Below are 24,019 nucleotides of genomic sequence, written 5' to 3'. Positions count from 1 at the left end.
GACGAGTGGTTATTGTCGTCAGGCGAGGAGCGGCAACGCAGCATGACGGCAATGGGCACCGTCAAAAAAGAACAGTATTGGTGATACAGGACAGCGGATCATGCGGCTACAATGCGCCGCATTCGGTGCGCTCCGTCTGTCGGACAGTCCGCATCTTCGCCAAGCCCGGAAGGAGAAACCCATGGGACAGCGTACGCCTCTGTATGACCTTCATCTCGCCCTCGGCGCGAAGATGGTCGATTTTGGCGGTTGGGATATGCCTCTGCATTACGGCTCGCAAGTCGAGGAGCACCACCAGGTGCGTCGCGATTGCGGTGTATTCGATGTATCCCACATGACGGTAATCGACGTCGCCGGTACCCAGGCGAAGGCCTGGCTGCAGCGCTTGCTCGCCAACGACGTCGATCGCTTGCAGGACACGGGAAGTGCCCTCTACAGTGCCATGCTCAACGAGCAGGGTGGCATCGTCGACGACATGATCGTCTACCGCGTAGACGATGGTTACCGGCTGGTCTTCAACGCCTCGACCCGGGATCAGGACCTGGCCTGGATGCAGGTGCAGCTCGGGGAATACGACGTGCAACTGCGCGAACGTTCCGAGCTGGCGATGCTGGCCATCCAGGGGCCACAGGCCCGGCACAGGATTGCCGAGCTGGTCTCGCAATCGCGCGGTCAATTGATCCAGCAACTCAAGCCCTTCGAGGGGCGCGCCGACGGTGACTGGTTCATCGCACGCACGGGCTACACCGGTGAAGATGGTCTGGAGATTGTCCTGCCCGCTCACGAAGCGCCGAGTTTTTTCAACGATCTGGTGGGGGCGGGCATTTCGCCCATTGGCCTCGGAGCTCGGGATACCTTGCGCCTGGAGGCCGGCATGAACCTCTACGGCCAGGATATCCACCAAGACATTTCGCCCTTGGCCTCGAACATGGCCTGGAGCATTGCCTGGGAGCCGGCGAGCCGGCAGTTCATCGGGCGCAGTGCGCTGGAAGCCGAGTTGGCGGGGGGCGTGCAGCACAAACTGGTTGGTCTCGTGCTGGAAGAGCGCGGCGTCTTGCGCGCCCATCAGGTGGTTCGCATTGCTGATGCGGGCGAAGGTGAGATCACCAGTGGCAGTTTTTCTCCTACGCTTAGCAAGTCGATCGCCCTGGCACGTGTTCCGATGGCTACCGCCGACCGTGCCGAGGTAGAAATTCGTGGTAAGTGGTACCCGGTACGGGTGGTCAAACCGACCTTCGTCCGCCATGGCAAAACCCTGATTTAACCTTTCACGGCGGGCCGCTGGCCGCTGACACTTTCTCTTGAGGACACAGAATATGAGTGATATCCCTGCCGAACTGCGTTTTGCTGAAAGCCATGAGTGGGCGCGCCTGGAGGCTGACGGTACCGTTACCGTGGGCATTTCCGACCATGCCCAGGAAGCGCTGGGTGATGTGGTATTCGTCGAGCTGCCGGATCTAGGCAAGGTTTTTGACGCCTCTGAGACAGCGGGCGTGGTGGAGTCGGTCAAGGCCGCTTCGGACATCTATGCCCCGGTCGGCGGTGAAGTGATCGCTGTCAACGAAGAGCTGGCTGGTTCGCCGGAACTGTTGAACTCCGAGCCGTATAACGCCTGGATCTTCAAGCTCAAGCCTTCCAATGCCGCAGCTGATCTCGGCAAGCTGCTTGATGCGGCTGGCTACAAGGCTGCCATCGGCGAATGATGAGCCGCTAATGTGGGAGCGAGCCTGCTCGCGATGGCGGTGTGTCAGTCAGCATGAATATTGCTGACCTACCGCTATCGCGAGCAGGCTCGCTCCCACAAGAGATGACTTGCAAGGCAAAAAAATGCCGCTCGATCGAGCGGCATTTTTCATGGGGCCGGATCAGTCCTGGGCGACGGCGTTTTTCGCCAGGATCGCGTTGGCCAGTTCCATGTCGGTGGCCTGCAGGCCTGGGTTATCGGCACGGACCTTCTGCATTGCCGCTTCCAGATAAGGGCCGCGGATGTTGCCGTCACTGGCGACGAAGCTACCGGCGTCGTCCTGGGCGGCGACGATCAGTTTGTGATCCTTGAAAGTCAGGTAGGTGGAACCGGTGGTTGCACCGGACGAGATGACGTTACGCCAAAACGTGTCGGCCATTGCCGAGCCAACAGGAAGAGACAGCAAGGCTAGGGTAGCGACAGCAAGTTTGAGACGCATGATGGTGACTCCACTGGGTTAACTATGACTTTGGATTACCTGCGTCTGGATTCAGTTCCGTGACTTATCGGTCAAGCGATACCGGGTTCATTTGTGCTCGCTTTGCGGCGTTACCCGCAGCACCTCCTCGACAGTGGTCAGCCCTGCGGCGATTTTCTGAGCACCGGACAGCCGCAAGCTGCGCATGCCTTCCTTGAATGCCTGGCGGCGTACTGCCAGCAGGTCTGTATCGGCATGGATCAGTCCCTTGATGCTGTCACTCAGTTGAAGTATTTCGTACACCCCGGCGCGGCCGCGATAACCGGTATCACGGCATTCCAGGCAACCGACGGCTTGTTGGGCATTGCTCGGCAAGGGGGCTTGCCAGGGCCGGGTCAGGGTTTGCCAGTCTTCCTCGTCCAGGGCCAGGGGCGCCTTGCAATGAGGACACAGTGTGCGCACCAGGCGCTGAGCCATGATTCCGAGGACCGTGGCCTTGATCAGATAGTGGGGCACGCCGAGCTCAAGCAGGCGACTGATGGCGCTCGGTGCATCGTTGGTATGCAGCGTCGAGAGCACGAGGTGCCCGGTGAGTGCCGCCTGGATCGCCATCTCGGCGGTTTCCAGGTCACGTATTTCGCCGATCATGATGATGTCCGGGTCCTGCCGCATGAGCGCGCGCACGCCTGCGGCGAAACTCAGGTCGATGTTGTGCTGCACCTGCATCTGGTTGAAGGACGACTCGACCATCTCGATCGGGTCCTCGATGGTGCAGAGGTTCACTTCCGGCGTCGCCAGCTTCTTGAGGGTGGTGTAGAGGGTGGTGGTCTTGCCGGAACCGGTGGGGCCGGTCACCAGAATGATGCCGTTGGGCTGGCGCGTCATGTCCTGCCAGCGGCGCAGGTCGTCGGCGGAGAATCCGAGCTGGTCGAAATCCTTGAGCAGGACTTCGGGGTCGAAGATCCGCATGACCATTTTTTCGCCGAACGCCGTAGGCAATGTCGACAGGCGCAACTCCACCTCGTTTCCGTCAGGGGTCTTGGTCTTGACCCGGCCATCCTGGGGTTTGCGCTTCTCCGCGACGTTCATCCGTCCAAGGTTCTTCAGGCGACTTATGATCGCCATCGTCACCTGGGGCGGGAACTGGTAGACGGTGTGCAGCACCCCGTCGATGCGAAACCGCACCGTGCCCTGCTCGCGACGTGGCTCGATGTGGATATCACTGGCGCGCTGCTGGAAGGCGTACTGGAACAGCCAATCGACGATATTGACGATATGCGCGTCGTTGGCATCCGGCTCCTGGTCGCTGGCGCCCAGGTTGAGCAATTGTTCGAAGTTGCTGAGGTTGCTCGGTTGCTGCTCGGTCGTGGTGGCGCCACTGACAGATTTGGCGAGGCGATAGAACTCCACGCTCAGGCGCTGGATGTCCACGGGGTTGGCGACCACTCGTTTGATCGGCAGCTTGAGCACATGGGTCAGGTCCGATTCCCAACTGCTGACGTACGGTTGGGCGCTGGCGACAGTGACGGTATCGCGATCGACTGCCACCGCCAGGATCTTGTGGCGCTGGGCAAAGGCGTAGGACATCAGTGGCGTAACGGCCGCGACATTGATCTTCAGCGGGTCGATGCGCATGTACGGTTGGCCGGCCTGCTGGGACAACCACAGGGTCAGGCTCTCCAGGTCCAGGCGCTTGCCGGGGCGGCTGAGGTCGTCCAGATGTTGGTTGGCGATGAACTCCAGCGGGTGCAACTGGCTGCTGGTGTTGTGGCGTCGCCGGGCGTTGAGCGCGGTTTCGGCCGAATCCTGGCTGATGAAGCCTTGGGTGACCAGTTGGCGCAGCAGATCATTGAGGTCCAGCCAGCGGTCCTGAGTGGCGTGTTTGGTGGACATGTGGGTTCCTATTGAACAATTGCAGCAAAGCCGCGATACAGACGCTTGCGCGTCCTGAGTCGGTCTGCAAAAGAATAGTCCCGACCCGGTGAACCGTTGGGCCACTACCCGACCAATGCGTTTCGAATTCTTGCCTGATACCCCTCAAGCCGTCGCCTGGACCGGCGCAGCCCAGGCGGTATCGGCGCTTTGCAGATCCACCGAGCACACGCTGATCAGGTTGCGCAATTTTTCCGCAAGCACCTGGGCACGGTGCCAGCTCAGCCCTTCGATGAGGATCTCCATCGTCAGCAGTTCATCCTGGCGTTCGACGTGGACCTGCTCTGGCATCAAGCCCTGCAGGGCGAACAGATTCAGGGCCCGGCACAGCAAATCGGCTTCGGCTTCGGCCAGCAACCGGTACTTCACGCGACAATGGGCGTTGGCGGTATGCCAGACATCGGCGCGCGGGGCGACGGTTTCGAACGAGGGCATGGACGATCTCCTTGAGTGGAGAGGAATGTTTACATGCGCGAAGGGGAATTTCTTATCTAAAATGCACAAATTAGCCATCATGTTGAATCGTATGATTCTTTATTTTGTTCTTGAAGAGTTTATTTATGCATAGCGAGCTGGATGGTTACGACCGCAGGATACTGGCGTTGCTGCAAGAGGATGCGTCGCTGTCCAGCGCGCAGATCGCCGAACAGGTAGGCCTGTCCCAGTCGCCGTGTTGGCGACGGATCCAGCGAATGAAGGAGGAGGGGATCATTCGCGGTCAGGTAACGTTGCTCGACCGCAAGAAAATCGGACTCAACACGCAGATCTTCGCCGAAATCAAACTCAACGCCCACGGGCGTTCGAACTTCACCGAATTCACCGAGGCGATTCGCGGCTTTCCCGAAGTCCTGGAGTGTTATGTGCTGATGGGGTCGGTGGATTTCCTGCTGCGCATCGTCACGGCGGACATCGAGGCGTATGAGCGATTCTTTTTCGAGAAGCTGTCGCTGGTGCCGGGGATACAGGAAGTGAACTCGATCGTGGCGCTTTCGGAGATCAAGTCCACGACGAGTTTACCGGTGATGCGCTGACGTCTGCTGTGTCTGCTCCGGCCCCATCGCGAGCAGGCTCGCTCCCACATTGATGCCATGCTCGTACACATCAATTGTGTCCGCTGAAGATCCGGTGTGGGAGCGAGCCTGCTCGCGATGGCGGTATTACAGACGCAACAACATCTTCCAGGCCCGATTCTGATAAACCGCAATCGCCTGATGCTTGCGTGCATCCAGGGCTTCGTCGGTAATGGGCTCGTTGGCCAGTTGCGCCAGTTTGTTCAGCTCGCCGTAGAGGCGGTCCATCTCCGGTATATCCAACACCGCACGGGCGTGGTGCAGCCAGACCTGGATGCGCTCGATGCGCGGCAGTTGTTCGGCCAGGTCTTCAGGTTGCTGCTGGTAGCGTTGCAACTGCAGGGACGAGGCTTCCTCGCCCAGCAGGCGTGGCAGCCAGCTGTTGAGTTGCGCCGCGCCCTGACGATTGCCACGGGTGTTGCGTTCGGTCGTCCAGCCGCGGGCCAGCAGCCAGCGCGAAGCGTTCAGGGAAAACAGGCCCCAGCGCGGGTCCTGCAGCTCTTCAAGGAACTGCTCCGGTGCCGCCTTGCGCACATCTTCGTCGTCCAGGCCGGCTTGGACCAGTGGACGCCAGTCTTCCAGCAGGGCGTCCAGGGCGGCGCGCAAGTCGTGGGTCGACTGGCGTGGAGCGGCCTGGCCGAGGCTGCTGAGCAAGGCTCGCAGTTCGGCGAGGTTCTCTACCCAATCCAACAGCAGGCGCCAGTGGCCATTGAAGCGGTACTGCTCGGCCAGGCGCTGGCTGCTGCCCAGCAAATGCCAGCTCAGCGCGGCGAAGGCGTCGTCCAGCGGCATCTCGGCGGTCAATTGCGGGGCGGGCAGGCTCAGGGCGTAGCTGTTTGCATCGTACAGGCGGTAGCCACGTTCGGCCTTGCTGATGTCGCAGGGCATCAAGGGCAGGGTCGCGGCCAGTTCGGCGGCCAGCTCCAGCAGCGCGGCGGGCTCGCCTTCGCGCAGTTCCAGCTCCAGCTCGCAGATTTCTTCCTTCTGCTTGCCGACCACGACATGGCCCAGGTCCAGCGCGGCTTCGATGACCACTTTGCTTTTGCCGCGACCCCAGGCGATTTCGGCGCGCTCGCGGACGAAATCGGTGGTGAAGATGGCCTTGAGGGTTTTCTTGTCCAGTTCGGCCAAGGCCTCGGGCCAGCATTCGCCATCGAGTTTCTTCAGGTCGAGCTTGGCTTTGGGCAGGTGCCAGTCGTATTCGTTGCGCTCGGACAGGCCGGCGATGCTCTGGCCACGGGTCTTGAGCGTCTGAATCACCTCTTCACCGTCGCGGCGCAGGCGCAGGGCGACCTTGGCCCGAGCCAGGTCACGCTCCGGCGTGTCGAAATACTGGTTCATCAGCTCACGGCGTTCCCAGCCGCCTTTGTTGCGTTTTTTCAGCAGCGGGTGCTCGCGCAAGGCTGCCAGGGTCTCGCGGCTGACGCGGAGTTTGATTTCGGTTTCTTTCTGCATGGCCGGAAAATCCAGGGATCGGGTGCGCAGCCGGGGGAAGGTGTGGCTGCCAAGGCCGTGCAGTGTACAGGAGTCCTCCGTCCTACGCGCCGCGACGAGTCATAGCCCGCTATGGCGAGGAGCGGCAACGCAGCATCACGGCAACAGACACCGTCAAAAAAGAACAGTATTTGTGATGCAGGACACCGGCACCGGATGGTTCTATGATGGGTGTCAACTTGTGAGTCCGGAGCCAGCGATGCCTTTGCCGTCCATGAAAGATCAGTTCGCTGCCCTGATCGCCGCGCCTTCGGTCAGTTGCACGCAGCCTGGGCTGGACCAGTCCAACAGCGCCGTGATCGAACTGCTTGCGGGCTGGCTCGGCGACCTCGGGTTTTCCTGTGATATCCAGCAGGTCAGTCCCGGCAAATTCAATCTGCTGGCAAGTTTCGGCAGCGGCCCCGGTGGTCTGGTGCTGGCCGGGCATAGCGATACGGTGCCGTTCGACGGTGCACTGTGGCAGACCGACCCGCTGAAGCTCACCGAAGTCGATGGGCGCTGGGTCGGGCTGGGCAGTTGCGATATGAAAGGCTTCTTCGCCCTGGCCATCGAAGCGCTCAAGCCACTGCTGGATCAGCCGTTCAAGCAACCGTTGCTGATCCTCGCCACCTGCGATGAAGAAAGCTCCATGGCCGGCGCCCGCGCCTTGGCCGATGCCGGACGTCCTCTGGGACGCGCCGCCGTCATCGGTGAGCCGACCGGCCTGCGGCCGATTCGCCTGCATAAAGGCGTGATGATGGAGCGCATCGACATTCTCGGGCGCAGCGGTCATTCCTCCGATCCGAGCCTGGGGCATAGCGCGCTTGAAGCCATGCACGACGCCATGGGCGAGCTGCGTGGCCTGCGCCTGCAATGGCAGCGTGAGTTCCGTAACCCGCAATTCACGGTGCCGCAACCGACCCTGAACTTCGGTTGTATCCATGGCGGCGACAACCCCAACCGGATCTGCGGCCAATGCTCGATGGAATTCGACTTGCGTCCCTTGCCGGGCATGGATCCGCAAGTATTGCGTGCGGCCATTTTGCAGAAGCTCGATCCCATCGCCGAGCGGCACAAGGTCAAGATCGACTATGCCCCGCTGTTCCCCGAAGTGCCGCCGTTCGAGCAGTCCGAGGACGCCGAACTGGTGCGCGTGGCCGAGCGGCTCACCGGCCATCGTGCCGAAGCAGTGGCGTTCGGCACCGAAGCGCCTTATCTTCAGCGCCTTGGTTGCGAAACCCTGGTGCTGGGCCCTGGCGATATCGCCTGTGCCCACCAGCCGGGCGAGCACCTTGAAATGTCACGACTGCAACCTACTGTGCAATTGTTACGGCAGTTGATCGAACACTATTGCCTGACACCGGCCGCCGGCTACTAGATTGCCTATATCCAGACCCGTATTCATAAGGAGAGCGCGCGTGTCGCCAAGCCTGTTCCGACGATAACCATCAGCCTGCTGTGCGTCCGTTTCGTCTTTTTTTCGGCTGTTATTTATTACAGGTCCAGGTTCATGCCCGAATACGTCAATTGGCTTCGTCACGCTTCGCCCTATATCAATGCCCACCGCGACTGCACCTTCATCGTCATGCTGCCCGGCGACGGAGTAGAACACCCCAATTTCGGCAACATCGTCCATGACCTGGTGCTGCTGCACAGTCTCGGTGTGCGGCTGGTGCTGGTCCATGGTTCGCGTCCTCAGATCGAAACCCGCCTCGCCGCGCGGGGACTGACCCCGCACTATCACCACGGCATGCGCATCACCGATGCCGCGACCCTGGAATGCGTGATCGATGCGGTTGGCCAGTTGCGCATTGCAATCGAGGCCCGCCTGTCGATGGACATGGCTTCTTCGCCGATGCAGGGCTCGCGGTTGCGGGTCGCCAGCGGCAACCTGGTCACCGCAAGGCCCATCGGCGTGCTGGAAGGCGTGGACTATCACCATACCGGCGAAGTGCGCCGGGTCGACCGCAAGGGTATCAATCGCCTGCTGGATGAGCGCTCCATTGTCCTCCTGTCGCCGTTGGGCTATTCGCCTACCGGAGAAATCTTCAACCTCGCCTGTGAAGATGTCGCAACCCGGGCCGCCATTGACCTGGCGGCCGACAAGCTGTTGCTGTTCGGTGCCGAGCAGGGTTTGATCGGCGAGGACGGGCGTCTGGTGCGCGAGTTGCGCCCACAGCAGGTCCCGTCCCATATGCAACGCCTGGGCAGCGACTATCAGGCCGAACTGTTGGATGCTGCAGCCCAGGCCTGCCGTGGTGGCGTCGCTCGCAGCCACATTGTCAGCTACGTCGAAGACGGTGCGCTGCTGGCCGAGCTGTTCACTCGCGATGGCAGCGGTACGTTGGTCGCTCAAGAGCAATTCGAGGTGGTGCGCGAAGCGGCCATCGAAGACGTCGGTGGCTTGCTGGACCTGATCAGCCCACTGGAGGAGCAGGGCATCCTGGTGCGTCGCTCCCGCGAAGTGCTGGAGCGGGAAATCGAACAGTTCAGCGTGGTCGAGCGCGAGGGCATGATCATCGCTTGTGCGGCGCTCTACCAGATCGCCGATTCGGACGCCGGGGAGCTGGCCTGCCTGGCGGTGAATCCTGAGTACCGCCACGGTGGACGGGGCGACGAGTTGCTGGAGCGGATCGAGGCCCGTGCCCGCGCCAAGGGACTCAAGACCCTGTTCGTCCTCACCACCCGTACCGCCCACTGGTTCCGCGAACGGGGCTTCGAACCGAGCAGCGTTGAACGTCTGCCGGCGGCTCGGGCTTCGCTGTACAACTATCAACGCAATTCGAAGATCTTCGAGAAAGCCCTGTAGATCCGGTAACCCTCTGTGAACCCCGCTATGTGCGACAGGTTGCACTCTTTTTGATTTCAGACAATGAAGTGTCTGTCTCAAAACCTTCACGATTGTGGTCTATGCTGCTCCGGACGCACTGAGACAGAGCCATCGAGGCTTGCATGGCGAGCCTCGACATTTACGTTCTTTGTCCTGAAAACTGCACAAAAAATAGCCATTCAGTAATCCGCAAGGCTGGCCGATATGCCAGGTCTGCGGTGAAGAAGCATTGCTGGCACCTATATGTCCAAATCGACTGAAAACTTATGAAACAATTCTTTTTGGGCTTATGAATAATCCATTATTCTCCCGCCCGGTGTCGTGGGGTTAGACCTTGGTCGTAGTCATAAATGGTTACGATTGACTTGTCGGTCACGGTCTGGCGCTAATCGCGCATCCGCGGATTCCGGACGTTCGATCCAGAACCAAAGAAACACAAGAATTAGAAAACGAGAGGAGCGAAGCATGAACAAGTCCACCTTGGCCCTGGCTGTGGCCGTTGGGGTTCTGGCGCAGCAGGCAGGCGCCGCCGGTTTTATCGAAGACAGCAAGGCGTCCGTCAGTTCTCGTACGCTGTACTTCAATAACGATAACCATGAAACAGGCAAAGAAGACCTGCGCGAAACGGGCACCGGCCTCAAGTTCGACTACAAGTCTGGTTTCACGCAAGGTGTAGTGGGTTTCGGTATCGATGCTCAGGCGCTGGTGGGTATTCGTCTCGATGGTGGAAGGGGCCGTAACGCCGGCTCCTTTATGCCAAGCGATACCGATGGTGCGGCAGTACATGACTGGAGCCGTTTGTCGGGCAACGTCAAGGCGCTGTTCTCCAAGACCGAGGCTCACGTAGGTGGTGCACTGGCACCGAACCTGCCGATCCTGGTCGCCAACGATTCCCGTCTGCTGCCGCAGACCTTTGAAGGTGGCACCATCACCTCCAAGGAAATCGACAATGTGACCTTCAATGCCGGTCAGCTGGAGCACGCCACTGGCCGTGCATCGAGCAACAGCACTGGCCTGGCAGTGGCCGGTGGTACCGAGGACAGTAACCAGTTCCGCTTTGCCGGTGCTGACTGGAAGGTCACCAAAGACCTGACCCTGCAGTACTACTACGCTAACCTGCAGGATTACTACAAGCAGCACTTCCTGGGTGCGGTGCACGTTTTCCCGATCAGCGAAGGCCAATCGTTCAAGACCGACCTGCGCTACTTCGACAGCAGCTCGGATGGCCGTAATGGCGATGCCGGTTATCAGTTCAACAACAACGGTGGCTATGCCAAGCACTCGGGCGAGGTCGATAACAAGACCTGGAGCGCGATGTTCACCTACACACTGGGTGGCAGCGCCTTCCTGTTGGGTCACCAGCAAGTCGGTGATGACGGTGGCTTCGTCTACCTGAACCAGGGCAACGTGGTTAACGGCGACGGTCGTCCCGAAGGTGCGGGTGGCGCGAGCTTCTACCTGTTCACCGACAGCATGATCAACGGGTTTGTCCGTGCCGGTGAAAATACCAGCTTCGGTCAATACTCCTACGACTTCGCTTCCTTGGGCGTTCCAGGCCTGAAAGCCTCGGTTTCCTACCTGCGTGGTGACGATGTCAAATCCGCCACTGCTGGCGGAAGCGATTACTCCGAGTGGGAACGCGACATGCGTGTGGATTACGTCATCCAGCAAGGCGCTTTGAAAGGCTTCGGCACTACCCTGCGTCAGGGTACCTACCGCAGCAGCGGTGCTGGCGACAGCCAGGACCAGACCCGTCTGATCTTCAACTACACTTACAACTTCATGTAAGATGTAGAGCTATAAAAAAGCCCCGCCCGGCACACGCCGGGCGGGGCTTTTGCGTTTTCGGGTCAGGCCCACCCCTGAAGCCTTTCTCGAAGTTTCTCCTCTTTACAGCAACTCGAGGCCTTCTCGAAACCTCGTCGAAGATGTTGGACTCATAGGTACGTCTGGGCCAGTGAACAGTTTTTTATATTCACAAAAAATCTAGAGAGATCGATATTCATTCTTTTTAAAACCGCCACAACCGAGGCACAGTCAGGCTCCACAAGATCTCATCCAGGAGCCGTACCATGAGCCTCAGACTGGGCGACATCGCCCCCGACTTCGAACAGGAATCCAGCGCCGGCAAAATCCGCTTCCACGAGTGGCTCGGCAACAGCTGGGGTGTGCTGTTTTCTCACCCGGCGGACTTTACGCCGGTCTGCACCACCGAGCTGGGCCTCACCGCCAAGCTCAAGGATGAATTCGCCAAGCGCGGCGTCAAGGCCATTGCTCTCTCGGTCGACCCGGTGGACTCGCACCACAAATGGATCGACGACATCAACGAAACCCAGAATACCGTCGTCAACTTCCCGATCCTGGCTGACGCCGATCGCAAGGTGTCGGACCTGTACGACCTGATCCACCCCAATGCCAGCGATACCTTGACCGTGCGTTCACTGTTCGTGATCGACCCGAACAAGAAGATTCGCCTGACCATTACCTATCCGGCCAGCACCGGGCGCAACTTCAATGAAATCCTGCGGGTGATCGATTCCTTGCAGTTGACCGACAACTATAAGGTTGCCACGCCGGCCAACTGGCAGGACGGTGATGAGGTAGTGATCGTGCCGTCGCTCAAGGATGAAGAAGAACTCAAACAGCGTTTCCCCAAAGGATATCGTGCGGTGAAGCCGTACTTGCGCCTTACTCCGCAGCCTAATCGCTGACGCAAAACCTTTGTGGGAGCGAGCCTGCTCGCGATAGCCATAGATCAGCCATATTCATGCTGACTGACACGCCGCTATCGCGAGCAGGCTCGCTCCCACAGGTTCTCCATGCACCAAGGGTTTTTGCCGTTTCGACGGCCTTTTTTATGCTTTGAAAAAGAAATGCCTGCATATTTCTATATTGAATAAATAAATGAATAAATATGATTTATGGATATATAAAGGCCCCTGCTATGGTTTGACCCATCCAGCGAGCTTGGCAGGCCGCCAATCGGTTGATCTCCCATCTGGACGACGACACCATCGCCCGCGCTCAGGCTTCCCTGGCGCGCTTCGACTCGGTGGGCCAGCAACGCATGGCCGCGCTGCATGGGGGGCGGCGTGACAAGCTGGAAGTCAGCCCCAACCTCTGGGCCGGCGTCGGGCTGGTGCGTGGCGGTGCCGGTACAGCGCTGGTGGGCGATGGCCCGACGGTGGCGGCGCGGGTCAAGGAATACGCTGAACTAGGGATCGACGCCTTTATTTTCTCCGGTTATCCACACCTCGAAGAGTCGTATCGCGTGGCGGAGCTGTTGTTTCCACACCTGGACGTGGAGCGCCCGGAGCAGCCGAAAAGCCAGGGCTATGTGAGCCCGTTCGGGGAAATGGTCGCCAATGACATCCTCCCCAAAGCCGCATCCCAGAGCTGAGGCGGCCATGAAGAAACTTATCCACAACCTGACACCCTGGGCACTGCCGCTGCTGTTGCTGGCCGTGTGGCAACTGTCGGTATCGGCGGGATAGTTGTCCACGCGAATCCTGCCTGCTCCGGTGGCCGTGATCGAGGCCGGGGTCAATCTGGTCAGCGGGGAGATCTGGACCCACCTGGCGATCAGCGGTTGGCGGGCGACGGTTGGTTTCCTGCTCGGCGGGAGTATCGGGCTGGTGCTGGGCTTTATCACCGGTCTGTCGAAATGGGGTGAGCGCCTGCTGGACAGTTCGGTGCAGATGGTGCGAAACGTGCCGCACCTGGCGTTGATTCCGTTGGTGATCTTGTGGTTCGGCATCGATGAGTCGGCGAAGATTTTCCTGGTGGCGCTTGGCACGCTGTTTCCGATCTACCTCAACACCTACCACGGCATCCGCAATGTCGATCCGGCGCTGGTGGAAATGTCCCGCAGCTGCGGTTTGTCCGGCTTCAATCTGTTTCGCCAGGTGATCCTGCCCGGCGCGTTGCCTTCGATCCTGGTGGGGGTACGGTCTGCGTTGGGTTTCATGTGGTTGACGCTCATCGTTGCGGAAACCATCTCCGCCAGCTCCGGCATCGGCTACCTGGCGATGAACGCCCGGGAGTTCCTGCAGACTGACGTGGTGGTGTTGGCGATTCTGTTGTACGCCGTACTCGGCAAGCTGGCCGACCTTGCGGCCCGCGGGCTTGAGCGAGTCTGGCTACGCTGGCATCCGGCGTATCAGGTGAACAAGGGGAATGCCCCATGACCGCCCAACAACCCCCGCGCCTGTTGCGAGGCATTCCGCTGGCGGTGCGCAAACTGCAGAGAACCTTCGGCTCGCGCCAAGTGCTGCGGGACATCGACCTGCACATCCCGGCCGGACAATTCGTGGCAGTGGTCGGTCGCAGCGGCTGCGGTAAAAGCACCTTGTTGCGTTTGTTGGCCGGTCTAGATCAGCCCTCGGATGGTCAACTGCTGGCAGGCTCGGCGCCGTTGAGCGCTGCGCAACAGGACACCCGCTTGATGTTCCAGGAAGCGCGCCTGTTGCCTTGGAAAAAGGTCATCGACAACGTCGGCCTGGGGCTCAAAGGCAACTGGCGAGTCCAGGCGTTACAGGCGCTGGACGCCGTCGGTCTGGCCGACCGTGCTGCTGGTGACCCACGACGTCAGCGAAGCGGTGGCAATCGCCGACCGGGTGATCCTGATCGAAGACGGCCGGATCGGTCTCGACTTGCCCATCGACCTGCCACGCCCGCGGGTTCGCGGCTCCCATCGCCTGGCGACCCTGGAGACCGAAGTCCTCAACCGCGTGCTGTCCCTGCCCGGCCAACCGCCGGAACCCGAACCCGTTTCACCCTTGCCCACGCAACTGCGTTGGGCGCAATAACACCACCCAGATAGGAATCGACACCATGACCATCAAAGCCATCAACGTGCGTAACCAGTTCAAAGGCATCATCAAGGAAATCGTCGAAGGCGACGTACTCTCGGAAATCGACGTCCAGACCGCCTCCGGCATCGTCACCTCGGTCATCACCACCCGTTCGGTCAAAGAGCTGGAACTGGCGATCGGCAGCGAAGTGATCGCCTTCGTCAAATCCACTGAGGTGTCTATCGCCAAATTGTGAGCGGTGCATCACCCGATGCCCCGAACGGCGTTGGCCTTTTGGGGCTCGCTCCCACGCTCTGGTTTGGGAGTGCCCCTACGGACACTCTGTGTTCGAGTCTTTGGGGCTCGGAGCGTCTCTGGCTCCGTTCCCAGGCAGAGCGTAGGAATGATTATAAAAGGTATTTAAATGCACTTTATATTGGGTAAAGAGACTTATAAGGATGTTAATCCCTGAGCTTCTTTAACGTCTATTGCATTTAAGCGGTGCTATAGTTCGCTTTAGCATGCCTTAGCAGCCTCTGAGCGCCGTTTATGAATGAGTTTTTCCCTATTGACTGTGCCGACAGCCTCCACGCCATTGGAGTATTGGTAAAAAGCAGGCGCCTGCAAAACCGACAGCGACAAAAAGATCTCGCCGCGTCATTGGCCGTTTCGGAAAGGACGGTACGCAAGATTGAGGCCGGTGACCCGTCCGTGGAATTGCGATCATTCATGCTGGTTCTGTGGCAATTGGGGTTGACCCAGGAAGTGTTTCAGAGCCGCCAGCAAATCGAAGCCTCATCCCTTGCGTCCGTTCAAGCACCACACAAAGCCCGCGTGCGGCTGGCCGGTGGCAAGGGGGACTTTTGATGTCCAGGGCTTACATCTATGTGGAAGATCCCGAAACTGGAGAGGTTCATACACTGGGCCGGTTGAGCATCGACAATGGTCAAGGGGAGTTTATTTACGACCCCGATTATGTCGCCGGCCATGTCTGGGTACCTGACCCGATCCGTTATCCACTTCGTGTCCAACCCTTTGTTGGCATCACCGCTAACCGTGGCGTACCGGGTTTCATCAACGATGCAATGCCTGATAGTTGGGGGAGCGCGTTTTGCGGGACCTTCATCGAACGGATCTGAGCCCTGTCGGGTATTTCGAATGAAATGAAGCGACGGGGCGTTCCGGATGACGACTTGCGTGAGCTATTCAAGCGCATGTGTTTTAACGCGTTGGTTGGCAATGACGACGATCATCCGAAAAACCATGCAATCCTTTGGCTCGAAGGGCGATGGCGGTTGGCGCCGATGTACGACGTGGTGCCAGGACTCGATGGTTCTTCGCCGCCCTATCTTTCGATGGCGGTCGGTCGGAGTGGACGAGCCATCACCCGCGAAAACCTGCTCAGCCACTGTAAGCACTTCGCCTGACGCCCGAGCAGGCAGCCAATGTCCTGGACGAAGTGATCGGGTGGGAAGATGAGCTTGGCGCCCATTACGGTTGCCACCTGAATGGCGCCGAGCTGGATCTCGCTCTAGGCGCAATGGGCGCCATGCGTATGAAAGTCTGAGATCAGACCACTTCGCGCTTGGGCAGGTACGGCGGCAGGTACAACCCCAGGTACGCATCGAACACTCGCATGCCTTCTTCGGCCATGCGCGGGGTGATCTGGCCGTGTTGTTGCACCGAGCGGGCGTAGACCCGGTCGCCCAGCTCCATGGCGAGGGCGAAGACGTCGACGTCATTGGGCAGTGTCGGCAGTTCGAAATGCCGGGAGAAGACTTTGTGCATCAGATCACTGAGTTCGAGGTCGTGCTGGCGGTCGGCCTGGGTGACTTCGGTCAGCCCATGCTGGGCCAGGATCAACTGGCGGGCGGCGGCGTCCTGATCGTAGATCGTCAGCATGCGCTGTTCCACCAACCGCGACAGATCGTGCCAATGGTGCAGCGCGTCGTGATCGATCGGTGCCTGGAGGCAGGCGCGGAAGGCGGCGTGGACGTCAGCAGTGAGCGCTTCGAGCAGGGCTGGAACGCTGGCGAAAAAGTGATACACGGAGGAGGGCGGGATGTCGGCGCGCTCGGCCACGCTGTAGATCGACAGGCTGGCCACGCCTTCCGCCGCCAGCAGCGTGCGGGCGGCATCGAGGATCGAGTCGATCCGGGCCTGGCTGCGTGCGCGAGGTTTGCGAGGGGTGGCGGTGCGTGTCATGGGGCTCTCCTGCAGGGCTGCGCGCATTGTACGCAGAGCAGGCCGATGATCCATACGCTTTTGTGGCGAGGGGATTTATCCCCGCTGGGGCGCGAAGCGGCCCTTCTTTTCTGGGGCCGCTGCGCAGCCCAGCGGGGATAAATCCCCTCGCCACAATGGCCATAAAAAACGCCGCGGCCCTGAGGGCGGCGGCGTTTCTCATTACTGCAACCGCTTAAACGGTATGCAGGTACCAGTTGTACTCAAGGTCGGAGATGGAGTGCTCGAACTCTTCCAGCTCGCTTTCCTTGCAGGCCACGAAGATATCGATGTACTTCGGATCGATGTACTTGGCCATGACTTCGCTGTCGTCCAGCTCGCGCAGGGCATCGCGCAGGTTGTTCGGCAGGCTTTGCTCGTTCTGCTCGTAGCTGTTGCCTTCCACCGGTGCGCCCGGCTCGATCTTGTTGACCAAGCCATGATGCACGCCCGCCAGCACGGCGGCCATCAGCAGATATGGGTTGGCATCGGCACCCGCCACGCGGTGTTCCAGGCGTACGGCGTCGGCGGAGCCGGTGGGCACGCGCAGGGCCACGGTGCGGTTGTCCAGGCCCCAGGTCGGCGAGTTCGGCACATAGAACTGCGCGCCGAAACGACGGTAGGAGTTCACGTTCGGGCAGAGGAACGCCATCTGCGCGGGCAGGGTCTCGAGCACACCGCCGATCGCGTGACGCAGCGCGGCGTTCTGCTCGGGATCCTCGCTGGCAAAGATATTCTTGCCATCCTTGTCCAGAATCGAAATGTGAACGTGCAGACCGTTGCCTGCCTGGCCCGGATACGGCTTGGCCATGAAGGTGGTGTCCATTTCATGGTCGTAGGCGATGTTCTTGATCAGGCGCTTGAGCAATACCGCGTAGTCGCAAGCCTTGATCGGGTCGGCCACATGGTGCAGGTTCACCTCGAACTGCGCCGGGGCACTTTCCTTGACAATGGCGTCGGCGGGAATGCCCTGCTCCTTGGCACCTTCCAGGATGTCCTGGAGGCAGTCGACGTATTCGTCCAGGTCGTCGATCAGGTAGACCTGGGTCGAGTGCGGGCGTTTACCGGAGATAGGTGAACGGGGCGGTTGTGGACGTCCATTCACGTTCTCCTGGTCGATCAGGTAGAACTCCAGCTCGAATGCCGCGCAGATGGTCAGGCCCAGCTCGTCGAACTTGGTCACGACCTGGCGCAGGACTTCGCGAGGGTCAGCGAAGAACGGCTCTCCTTCCAGTTCGTGCATGGTCATCAGCAGTTGCGCGGTAGGGCGCTTCTGCCAGGGTTCGTTGGAAAGGGTGCCCGGGATTGGATAGCAGATCCGATCGGCATCGCCGATGTCCAGGCCCAGGCCGGTGCTTTCCACCGTCGAGCCATTGATATCCAGGGCAAACAGGGAGGCCGGCAGGTTGATGCCTTTCTCGTAAACCTTGTGGAGGCTGGTGCGTTCGATGCGCTTGCCGCGCACCACACCATTCATATCCGCAATCAGAAGGTCAACGTACAGAACCTCAGGATGTTCCTTAAGGAACGCGTTCGCTTCGTTAAGCTGAACGGCACGCGGGGGTACCGACATGATGCAACACCTTTGTTGTTAAAAATATCAATCATTGATCTCTTCGAAAGCCAGTCAACCCGAACGGCATGCCGAAGTCAAGCAGGGCCTTTTTTGCCCTAAAAAAGCACTTGCGAGGCTTTTTTGAGGCAGTTTGGGGCGTTTTTTTCCTTTGAGGGACTTGGCGCCCGCAAGCTTGAGCGGGCCGTGTTGTATTTTTTACGGGGGTGTTGTGTAAAAAAATGAACAAGGCTAAGCTCGATTCAAACCCATAACAGCAATAATACCGGGGTGCTTCATGTCTCGCCTGCCGTACCAACGGCCTCACCAACTGTTCCAGCAGATCGGTTGGCACGCTCGTCGCAATGCTCATCGCATCAGTGATGGCATCTGCTCCCCGGCCACGACGACGGCCGCCAAGCGCTTGCCCATGCTGATGTCGCTCCCGGCGTATCAGTCGTCATCATCGTCCAATATTCTGGACGCTCTGGACGAATTTCTCTTTAGCGGCTCTCCTTCAACTTTAGAACCTTTCCGGCTGATTGTCGGGCAAGGGCAACACAATGCGACGCCGATGCGTCAAACAACGCCTGGCTACTGAACGCAGTCAGGAAACTCACGCCTAGAGGCATTTATGAGTAACAACCTCGACCAGCTCACCGATTGGTTGAAAAACCATAAGATCACAGAAGTCGAATGCATGATTGGCGATCTGACCGGTATCACCCGGGGCAAGATCTCACCGACCAACAAGTTCATTGCCGAAAAAGGCATGCGCCTGCCCGAGAGCGTCCTGCTCCAGACCGTTACGGGCGACTATGTCGAAGACGACATCTATTACGAACTGCTCGACCCTGCCGACATCGACATGATGTGCCGCCCGGACGAAAACGCAGTGTTCCTCGTGCCCTGGGCCATCGAGCCCACCGCTCAGGTGATCCACGATTCCTACGACAAACAGGGCAACCCCATCGAGCTGTCGCCGCGCAACGTGCTCAAGAAGGTGCTCAAACTCTATGCCGATAAGGGCTGGCAGCCGATCGTGGCGCCGGAAATGGAGTTCTACCTGACCAAGCGTAGCGACGACCCGGACTTCCCGCTGCAACCGCCGGTAGGCCGTTCCGGTCGCCCGGAAACCGGACGCCAATCTTTCTCCATTGAGGCGGCCAACGAATTCGACCCGCTGTTCGAAGACGTCTACGACTGGTGCGAATTGCAGGAGCTGGACCTCGATACCCTGATTCACGAGGACGGTACGGCGCAGATGGAAATCAATTTCCGTCACGGCGATGCCCTGTCCCTGGCCGATCAGATCCTGGTGTTCAAGCGCACCATGCGCGAGGCGGCGCTCAAGCACAACGTAGCCGCTACCTTCATGGCCAAGCCCATGACCGGCGAGCCGGGCAGTGCGATGCACCTGCACCAGAGCATCATCGACAAGGAGACCGGCAAGAACGTCTTCTCCAATGAAGACGGGACCATGAGCGAGCTGTTCCTGCACCACATCGGTGGCCTGCAGAAATTCATTCCCGAGCTGCTGCCGCTGTTCGCCCCTAACGTCAACTCGTTCCGCCGCTTCCTGCCGGATACGTCAGCGCCGGTGAACGTGGAGTGGGGTGAAGAGAACCGTACCGTGGGTCTGCGGGTGCCGGATGCCGGACCGCAGAACCGTCGGGTGGAAAACCGCCTGCCGGGTGCCGACGCCAACCCGTACCTGGCGATCGCCGCCAGCCTGTTGTGCGGATTCATCGGCATGGTCGAAGGCATCAACCCGAGCGCACCTGTGGTGGGCCGCGGTTACGAGCGTCGCAACCTGCGCCTCCCGTTGACCATCGAAGACGCCCTGGAGCGAATGGAAAACAGCAGCACCATCGAGAAATACCTGGGCAAGAAATTCATCACAGGCTATGTCGCAGTCAAGCGGGCCGAGCATGAAAACTTCAAGCGCGTCATCAGTTCGTGGGAGCGGGAATTCCTGCTCTTTGCCGTCTGAGGCGCCGGGTGGGGTTGCCTTCGGCAGCCTCGCCCCCACCGATATAAAGGAGAATTCGCATGACCCGCAACAACCCGCAAACCCGTGAGTGGCAGGCCCTGAGCAGCGATCATCACCTGGCCCCGTTCAGCGATTTCAAGCAGCTCAAAGAGAAAGGCCCGCGCATCATCACTCGCGCCAAGGGTGTCTATCTCTGGGACAGTGAAGGTAACAAGATTCTCGATGGCATGGCCGGCCTCTGGTGCGTGGCCGTCGGCTATGGGCGCGATGAATTGGCCGATGCCGCCAGCCGGCAGATGCGCGAGTTACCGTACTACAACCTGTTCTTCCAGACCGCCCACCCGCCGGCGCTGGAATTGTCCAAAGCCATTGCCGATATTGCCCCTGAAGGCATGAACCATGTGTTCTTCACCGGTTCCGGCTCAGAAGGCAACGACACCATGCTGCGCATGGTCCGCCACTACTGGGCGATCAAGGGGCAGCCGAACAAGAAAGTCATCATCAGCCGCAAGAACGGTTATCACGGTTCCACCGTGGCCGGCGCGAGCCTGGGCGGGATGACTTATATGCATGAGCAGGGCGACCTGCCGATTCCGGGCATCGTCCACATCGCCCAGCCTTACTGGTACGGCGAAGGCGGCAACATGAGCCCCGAGGAGTTCGGGCTGTGGGCGGCCAATCAATTGGAAGAGAAGATCCTGGAGATCGGCGTTGACAACGTCGGGGCCTTCATCGCCGAGCCGATCCAGGGCGCAGGCGGCGTGATCGTCCCGCCGGACAGCTACTGGCCACGCATGAAGGAGATTCTCGCCAAGTACGACATTCTGTTCGTGGCTGACGAAGTGATCTGCGGTTTCGGTCGTACCGGTGAGTGGTTCGGTAGCGATTTTTACGGTTTGAAGCCACACATGATGACCATCGCCAAGGGCCTGACCTCCGGCTACATCCCCATGGGCGGCCTGATAGTGCGTGATGATGTGGTCGAGGTGCTCAATGAAGGCGGCGACTTCAACCATGGTTTCACCTATTCCGGTCACCCGGTGGCCGCTGCGGTGGCGCTGGAAAACATCCGCATCCTGCGTGAAGAAAAGATTATCGAGCGGGTCCACAGCGAAACGGCACCCTATTTGCAGAAACGCCTGAGGGAACTGAACGACCACCCGCTGGTGGGTGAAGTGCGCGGTGTCGGTCTGCTGGGGGCGATCGAACTGGTCCGGGACAAGGCCACGCGCCAGCGCTACGAAGGCAAGGGCGTGGGCATGATCTGCCGGCAGTTCTGCTTCGATAACGGGCTGATCATGCGTGCCGTGGGCGACACCATGATCATTGCGCCGCCGCTGGTGATCAGCAAGGCCGAGGTGGATGAGCTGGTGACCAAGGCACGGCAGTGCCTGGACCTGACCCTCAGTGCGTTGCAAGGCTAAGTGCTAGGCTCTGTGCGAGGCGCTTCCAAGGGCCTCGCACAGTCTGAACAAAAGGTCGGGCTTGTGTTGAAAGCCTGCCCTGTAACTTGCCAGACTACCGTTGTTCAGGTTGCCCGCGAGCCGGCTGCTGAACTGTGGCTAAAAAGAATAACTGGAGCATCATCCATGAAGGCAATAGGTATGAAGATAGCTGGCAAGACCCTCCTCGCCATGTCCCTGATGGGCGTGATGGCGAGTGCCGTTCAGGCGGACGATAAAGTGCTGCATGTCTATAACTGGTCCGACTACATCGCACCGGACACGGTTGCCAAGTTCGAGAAAGAGTCGGGGATCAAGGTGGTCTACGACGTGTTCGACAGCAACGAAACCCTGGAGGCCAAATTGCTGGCCGGCAAGTCGGGTTATGACATCGTGGTCCCGTCGAACAACTTCCTGGCCAAGCAGATCAAGGCCGGCGTCTACCAGCCACTGGACAAGTCCAAGTTGCCGAACTGGAAGAACCTCGACACCGACCTGCTCAAGGCCGTGGGCGATGCCAGCGACAAGGGCAACCAGCACGCCTTCCCTTATATGTGGGGCACCATCGGCATCGGCTATAACCCCGAGAAGGTCAAGGCCGCTCTGGGCGTCGACAAGATCGACTCGTGGGACACCCTGCTCAAGCCGGAAAACATTGCCAAGCTCAAGGGCTGCGGTGTGAGCTTCCTCGATTCGCCGACCGAAATGATCCCGGTGGCATTGCATTACCTGGGTTACCCGACCGACAGCCAGGACAAGAAACAACTGGCTGACGCAGAGGCCCTGTTCCTCAAGATCCGTCCTTCGATCAGCTACTTCCATTCGTCCAAGTACATCTCTGATCTGGCCAACGGCAACATCTGCGTGGCCGTGGGTTACTCGGGTGATATCGAGCAGTCCAAGTCCCGTGCGGCCGAAGCGGGCGGCAAGGTCAAGGTGGCCTATGCCATTCCAAAAGAAGGCGCCGGCTCGTTCTACGACATGGTCGCTATTCCAAAGGATGCCGAGAACGTCGAGGCTGCCTACAAGTACATGAACTTCCTGATGAAGCCGGAAATCATGGCCGAGATCACTGACAACGTGCGCTTCCCGAACGGCAACAAGGCTGCCACGGCGTTGGTGGACAAGGAAATCTCCGGTGACCCGAACATCTATCCGTCGGACGAAGTAAAAGCCAAGCTCTACGCAATCAGCGACTTGCCGCCGGCCACCCAGCGGCTTCTGACCCGCAGCTGGACCAAGATCAAATCCGGTAGATAAACCGGCCTGAGGCATCTTCCTGTTGTCGCGGTCATCACGGCGGCGGCAACAGGAGCAATTAAATAACTAAAAGTTTTGCTGGATCGGTTTATCGAGGGTAAGTTGCGCGCCGGTTTTGTTGCAGGGCCCAGCGCGGCCAGGCAACGGGGGCAACTTGGGCCCGACTATTTAAGAGGACCTCCACGTGCCAGTCTTTTCTTTGTTACGCAACGCCTTGCTGGTCGGTGCAGGCCTGACGCTCGCAGTCGGCGTCCAGGCGGCTTCCACCGTGCATATTTATAACTGGTCGGACTATATCGGCGAGACCACCCTGGCGGATTTCGAGAAAGCCACCGGGATCAAGCCGGTCTACGACGTGTTCGATTCCAATGAAACCCTGGAAGGCAAGTTGCTGGCCGGTCATACCGGTTACGACGTGGTCGTGCCGTCCAACCACTTCCTCGGCAAGCAGATCAAGGCCGGGGCCTTCCAGAAGCTCGACAAGGCACAGTTACCCAACTATGCCAATCTCGACCCCGTGCTGCTCAAGCGCCTGGAGCGTAACGACCCGGGCAACCAATACGCCGTGCCATACCTGTGGGGTACCAACGGTATCGGCTACAACGTCGAGAAGGTCAAGGCGGTCCTGGGTGTCGACAAGATCGACTCGTGGGCCATGCTGTTCGAGCCGGAGAACATCAAGAAACTCTCCAGCTGCGGCGTCTCGTTCCTCGATTCGGGTGACGAGATGATCCCGGCGATGCTCAATTACCTGGGGTTGAACCCCAACAGCGTAAACCCCGAGGACTACAAGAAGGCTGAGGCCCAGCTCCTCAAGATCCGGCCTTATGTGACTTACTTCAACTCCTCCAAGTACATCTCCGACCTTGCCAATGGCGAGATCTGCGTGGCTGCCGGTTTCTCCGGCGACATCTTCCAGGCCCGGGAGCGTGCCAGCGAAGCCGACAAAGGTATCGACATCGCCTACGTGATCCCCAAGGAAGGTGGCAACCTCTGGTTCGACATGCTGGCGATCCCGCGCGACGCCGCCAACGTCAAGCAAGCCCATGCATTCATCAACTATCTGCTCAAGCCTGAGGTTATCGCCCAGGTCAGTGACACCGTCGGTTATGCCAACCCGAACCCCAAGGCTGGCGAACTGATGGATCAGAAAGTCCGTACCGACGAAGCGGTTTACCCATCGCAAGCAGTTGTCGACAAGCTCTACGTCAACTCCGAGTTGCCGCCCAAGATCCAACGACTGATGACTCGCAGCTGGACCAGGATCAAGTCGGGTAAATAACCGCTCT

The 24,019-nt window shown here is 59.5% G+C and carries 22 protein-coding genes and 3 pseudogenes; 19 read left to right on the top strand and 6 right to left on the bottom strand.

Annotated elements, in window-relative coordinates; translation table 11 throughout:
• Window positions 1-181: 181 nt before the first annotated feature.
• Window positions 182-1,264, top strand: a complete 1,083-nt coding sequence (gene gcvT, locus AD665_RS01310; protein WP_024780497.1) for a glycine cleavage system aminomethyltransferase GcvT — start codon at window positions 182-184, stop codon at window positions 1,262-1,264.
• 52 nt (window positions 1,265-1,316) lie between these two features.
• The gene (gene gcvH, locus AD665_RS01305) at window positions 1,317-1,703 is read left to right on the top strand and encodes a glycine cleavage system protein GcvH (RefSeq protein WP_024780496.1); all 387 of its coding nucleotides are present in this window, start codon (window positions 1,317-1,319) and stop codon (window positions 1,701-1,703) included.
• Window positions 1,704-1,865: 162 nt separating this feature from the next.
• Here gcvH and AD665_RS01300 read toward each other — a convergent pair whose 3' ends face one another.
• From AD665_RS01300 to AD665_RS01290, 3 genes are all read right to left on the bottom strand, one after another.
• Complete coding sequence (locus tag AD665_RS01300; RefSeq protein WP_173668678.1) at window positions 1,866-2,186, bottom strand: DUF2388 domain-containing protein; 321 nt, start codon at window positions 2,184-2,186, stop codon at window positions 1,866-1,868.
• Window positions 2,187-2,270: 84 nt separating this feature from the next.
• On the bottom strand, window positions 2,271-4,055 hold the full coding sequence (gene tfpB, locus AD665_RS01295; protein ID WP_024780494.1) for a type IV pilus assembly ATPase TfpB: 1,785 nt from the start codon (window positions 4,053-4,055) through the stop codon (window positions 2,271-2,273).
• Between the two features lie 144 nt (window positions 4,056-4,199).
• Window positions 4,200-4,529, bottom strand: coding sequence for a hypothetical protein (locus AD665_RS01290; protein ID WP_024780493.1), 330 nt, complete (start codon window positions 4,527-4,529; stop codon window positions 4,200-4,202).
• Window positions 4,530-4,654: 125 nt separating this feature from the next.
• Between AD665_RS01290 and AD665_RS01285 the strand changes: the two genes are divergently transcribed.
• Window positions 4,655-5,125, top strand: coding sequence for an Lrp/AsnC family transcriptional regulator (locus tag AD665_RS01285; RefSeq protein WP_024780492.1), 471 nt, complete (start codon window positions 4,655-4,657; stop codon window positions 5,123-5,125).
• A gap of 126 nt (window positions 5,126-5,251) precedes the next feature.
• On the opposite strand, the gene AD665_RS01280 is transcribed toward AD665_RS01285, so the two are convergent.
• The gene (locus AD665_RS01280; RefSeq protein ID WP_053190586.1) at window positions 5,252-6,619 is read right to left on the bottom strand and encodes a CYTH domain-containing protein; all 1,368 of its coding nucleotides are present in this window, start codon (window positions 6,617-6,619) and stop codon (window positions 5,252-5,254) included.
• Between the two features lie 238 nt (window positions 6,620-6,857).
• Between AD665_RS01280 and argE the strand changes: the two genes are divergently transcribed.
• The 11 genes and pseudogenes from argE (at window position 6,858) to AD665_RS27720 (ending at window position 15,687) form a co-directional block, all read left to right on the top strand.
• Window positions 6,858-8,015 (top strand): acetylornithine deacetylase, encoded by a 1,158-nt coding sequence (gene argE, locus AD665_RS01275; protein WP_024780490.1) that lies wholly within the window; start codon window positions 6,858-6,860, stop codon window positions 8,013-8,015.
• Between the two features lie 132 nt (window positions 8,016-8,147).
• Complete coding sequence (argA, locus tag AD665_RS01270) at window positions 8,148-9,446, top strand: amino-acid N-acetyltransferase (RefSeq protein ID WP_024780489.1); 1,299 nt, start codon at window positions 8,148-8,150, stop codon at window positions 9,444-9,446.
• 486 nt (window positions 9,447-9,932) lie between these two features.
• Window positions 9,933-11,255, top strand: a complete 1,323-nt coding sequence (locus AD665_RS01265; RefSeq protein WP_024780488.1) for an OprD family porin — start codon at window positions 9,933-9,935, stop codon at window positions 11,253-11,255.
• 284 nt (window positions 11,256-11,539) lie between these two features.
• On the top strand, window positions 11,540-12,178 hold the full coding sequence (locus AD665_RS01260) for a peroxiredoxin (protein WP_024780487.1): 639 nt from the start codon (window positions 11,540-11,542) through the stop codon (window positions 12,176-12,178).
• 248 nt (window positions 12,179-12,426) lie between these two features.
• Window positions 12,427-12,867, top strand: a pseudogene (locus AD665_RS01255) (LLM class oxidoreductase); the annotation flags it as partial.
• A 7-nt stretch (window positions 12,868-12,874) separates the two neighbouring features.
• Window positions 12,875-13,654 (top strand): annotated as a pseudogene (ssuC, locus tag AD665_RS01250) (aliphatic sulfonate ABC transporter permease SsuC).
• Window positions 13,651-14,275: pseudogene (locus AD665_RS01245) on the top strand (ATP-binding cassette domain-containing protein). The pseudogenes ssuC and AD665_RS01245 overlap by 4 nt, the downstream one beginning before the upstream one ends.
• 25 nt (window positions 14,276-14,300) lie before the next feature.
• The gene (locus AD665_RS01240; RefSeq protein ID WP_024780485.1) at window positions 14,301-14,516 is read left to right on the top strand and encodes a TOBE domain-containing protein; all 216 of its coding nucleotides are present in this window, start codon (window positions 14,301-14,303) and stop codon (window positions 14,514-14,516) included.
• Window positions 14,517-14,809: 293 nt separating this feature from the next.
• Complete coding sequence (locus AD665_RS01235; RefSeq protein ID WP_053190584.1) at window positions 14,810-15,127, top strand: helix-turn-helix domain-containing protein; 318 nt, start codon at window positions 14,810-14,812, stop codon at window positions 15,125-15,127.
• A complete protein-coding gene (locus AD665_RS27725) occupies window positions 15,127-15,399 on the top strand; it encodes a HipA N-terminal domain-containing protein (RefSeq protein ID WP_024780482.1) in 273 nt (90 codons plus the stop codon). Before AD665_RS01235 ends, AD665_RS27725 begins: the two co-directional genes overlap by 1 nt.
• A 54-nt stretch (window positions 15,400-15,453) precedes the next feature.
• Window positions 15,454-15,687 (top strand): HipA domain-containing protein, encoded by a 234-nt coding sequence (locus tag AD665_RS27720; RefSeq protein ID WP_231995011.1) that lies wholly within the window; start codon window positions 15,454-15,456, stop codon window positions 15,685-15,687.
• Between the two features lie 142 nt (window positions 15,688-15,829).
• Here AD665_RS27720 and AD665_RS01220 read toward each other — a convergent pair whose 3' ends face one another.
• Window positions 15,830-16,465, bottom strand: coding sequence for a TetR/AcrR family transcriptional regulator (locus AD665_RS01220; protein ID WP_024780480.1), 636 nt, complete (start codon window positions 16,463-16,465; stop codon window positions 15,830-15,832).
• Between the two features lie 214 nt (window positions 16,466-16,679).
• The gene (locus AD665_RS01215) at window positions 16,680-18,056 is read right to left on the bottom strand and encodes a glutamine synthetase family protein (protein WP_024780479.1); all 1,377 of its coding nucleotides are present in this window, start codon (window positions 18,054-18,056) and stop codon (window positions 16,680-16,682) included.
• 277 nt (window positions 18,057-18,333) lie between these two features.
• Between AD665_RS01215 and AD665_RS27270 the strand changes: the two genes are divergently transcribed.
• The 5 genes from AD665_RS27270 to AD665_RS01195 all read left to right on the top strand — a co-directional run bounded on the left by AD665_RS27270 (window position 18,334) and on the right by AD665_RS01195 (window position 24,012).
• Complete coding sequence (locus tag AD665_RS27270) at window positions 18,334-18,636, top strand: hypothetical protein (protein ID WP_147460400.1); 303 nt, start codon at window positions 18,334-18,336, stop codon at window positions 18,634-18,636.
• Window positions 18,637-18,669: 33 nt separating this feature from the next.
• The gene (locus AD665_RS01210; RefSeq protein WP_024780478.1) at window positions 18,670-20,028 is read left to right on the top strand and encodes a glutamine synthetase family protein; all 1,359 of its coding nucleotides are present in this window, start codon (window positions 18,670-18,672) and stop codon (window positions 20,026-20,028) included.
• 59 nt (window positions 20,029-20,087) lie between these two features.
• Window positions 20,088-21,452 carry an aspartate aminotransferase family protein gene (locus tag AD665_RS01205; RefSeq protein WP_024780477.1) on the top strand — a complete coding sequence of 455 codons (1,365 nt, stop codon included), beginning with the start codon at window positions 20,088-20,090 and terminating at the stop codon, window positions 21,450-21,452.
• 180 nt (window positions 21,453-21,632) lie between these two features.
• Window positions 21,633-22,730, top strand: coding sequence for a polyamine ABC transporter substrate-binding protein (locus AD665_RS01200; RefSeq protein WP_024780476.1), 1,098 nt, complete (start codon window positions 21,633-21,635; stop codon window positions 22,728-22,730).
• Between the two features lie 184 nt (window positions 22,731-22,914).
• Window positions 22,915-24,012, top strand: a complete 1,098-nt coding sequence (locus AD665_RS01195; protein ID WP_024780475.1) for a polyamine ABC transporter substrate-binding protein — start codon at window positions 22,915-22,917, stop codon at window positions 24,010-24,012.
• Window positions 24,013-24,019 lie beyond the last annotated feature (7 nt).

It is taken from the genome of Pseudomonas corrugata, from assembly GCF_001269905.1.
In the GTDB taxonomy this organism is placed as follows: domain Bacteria; phylum Pseudomonadota; class Gammaproteobacteria; order Pseudomonadales; family Pseudomonadaceae; genus Aquipseudomonas; species Aquipseudomonas corrugata.
The sequence above is the reverse complement of the archived record's forward strand: the minus strand, read 5'-3'. Positions and strand labels throughout refer to the sequence as shown.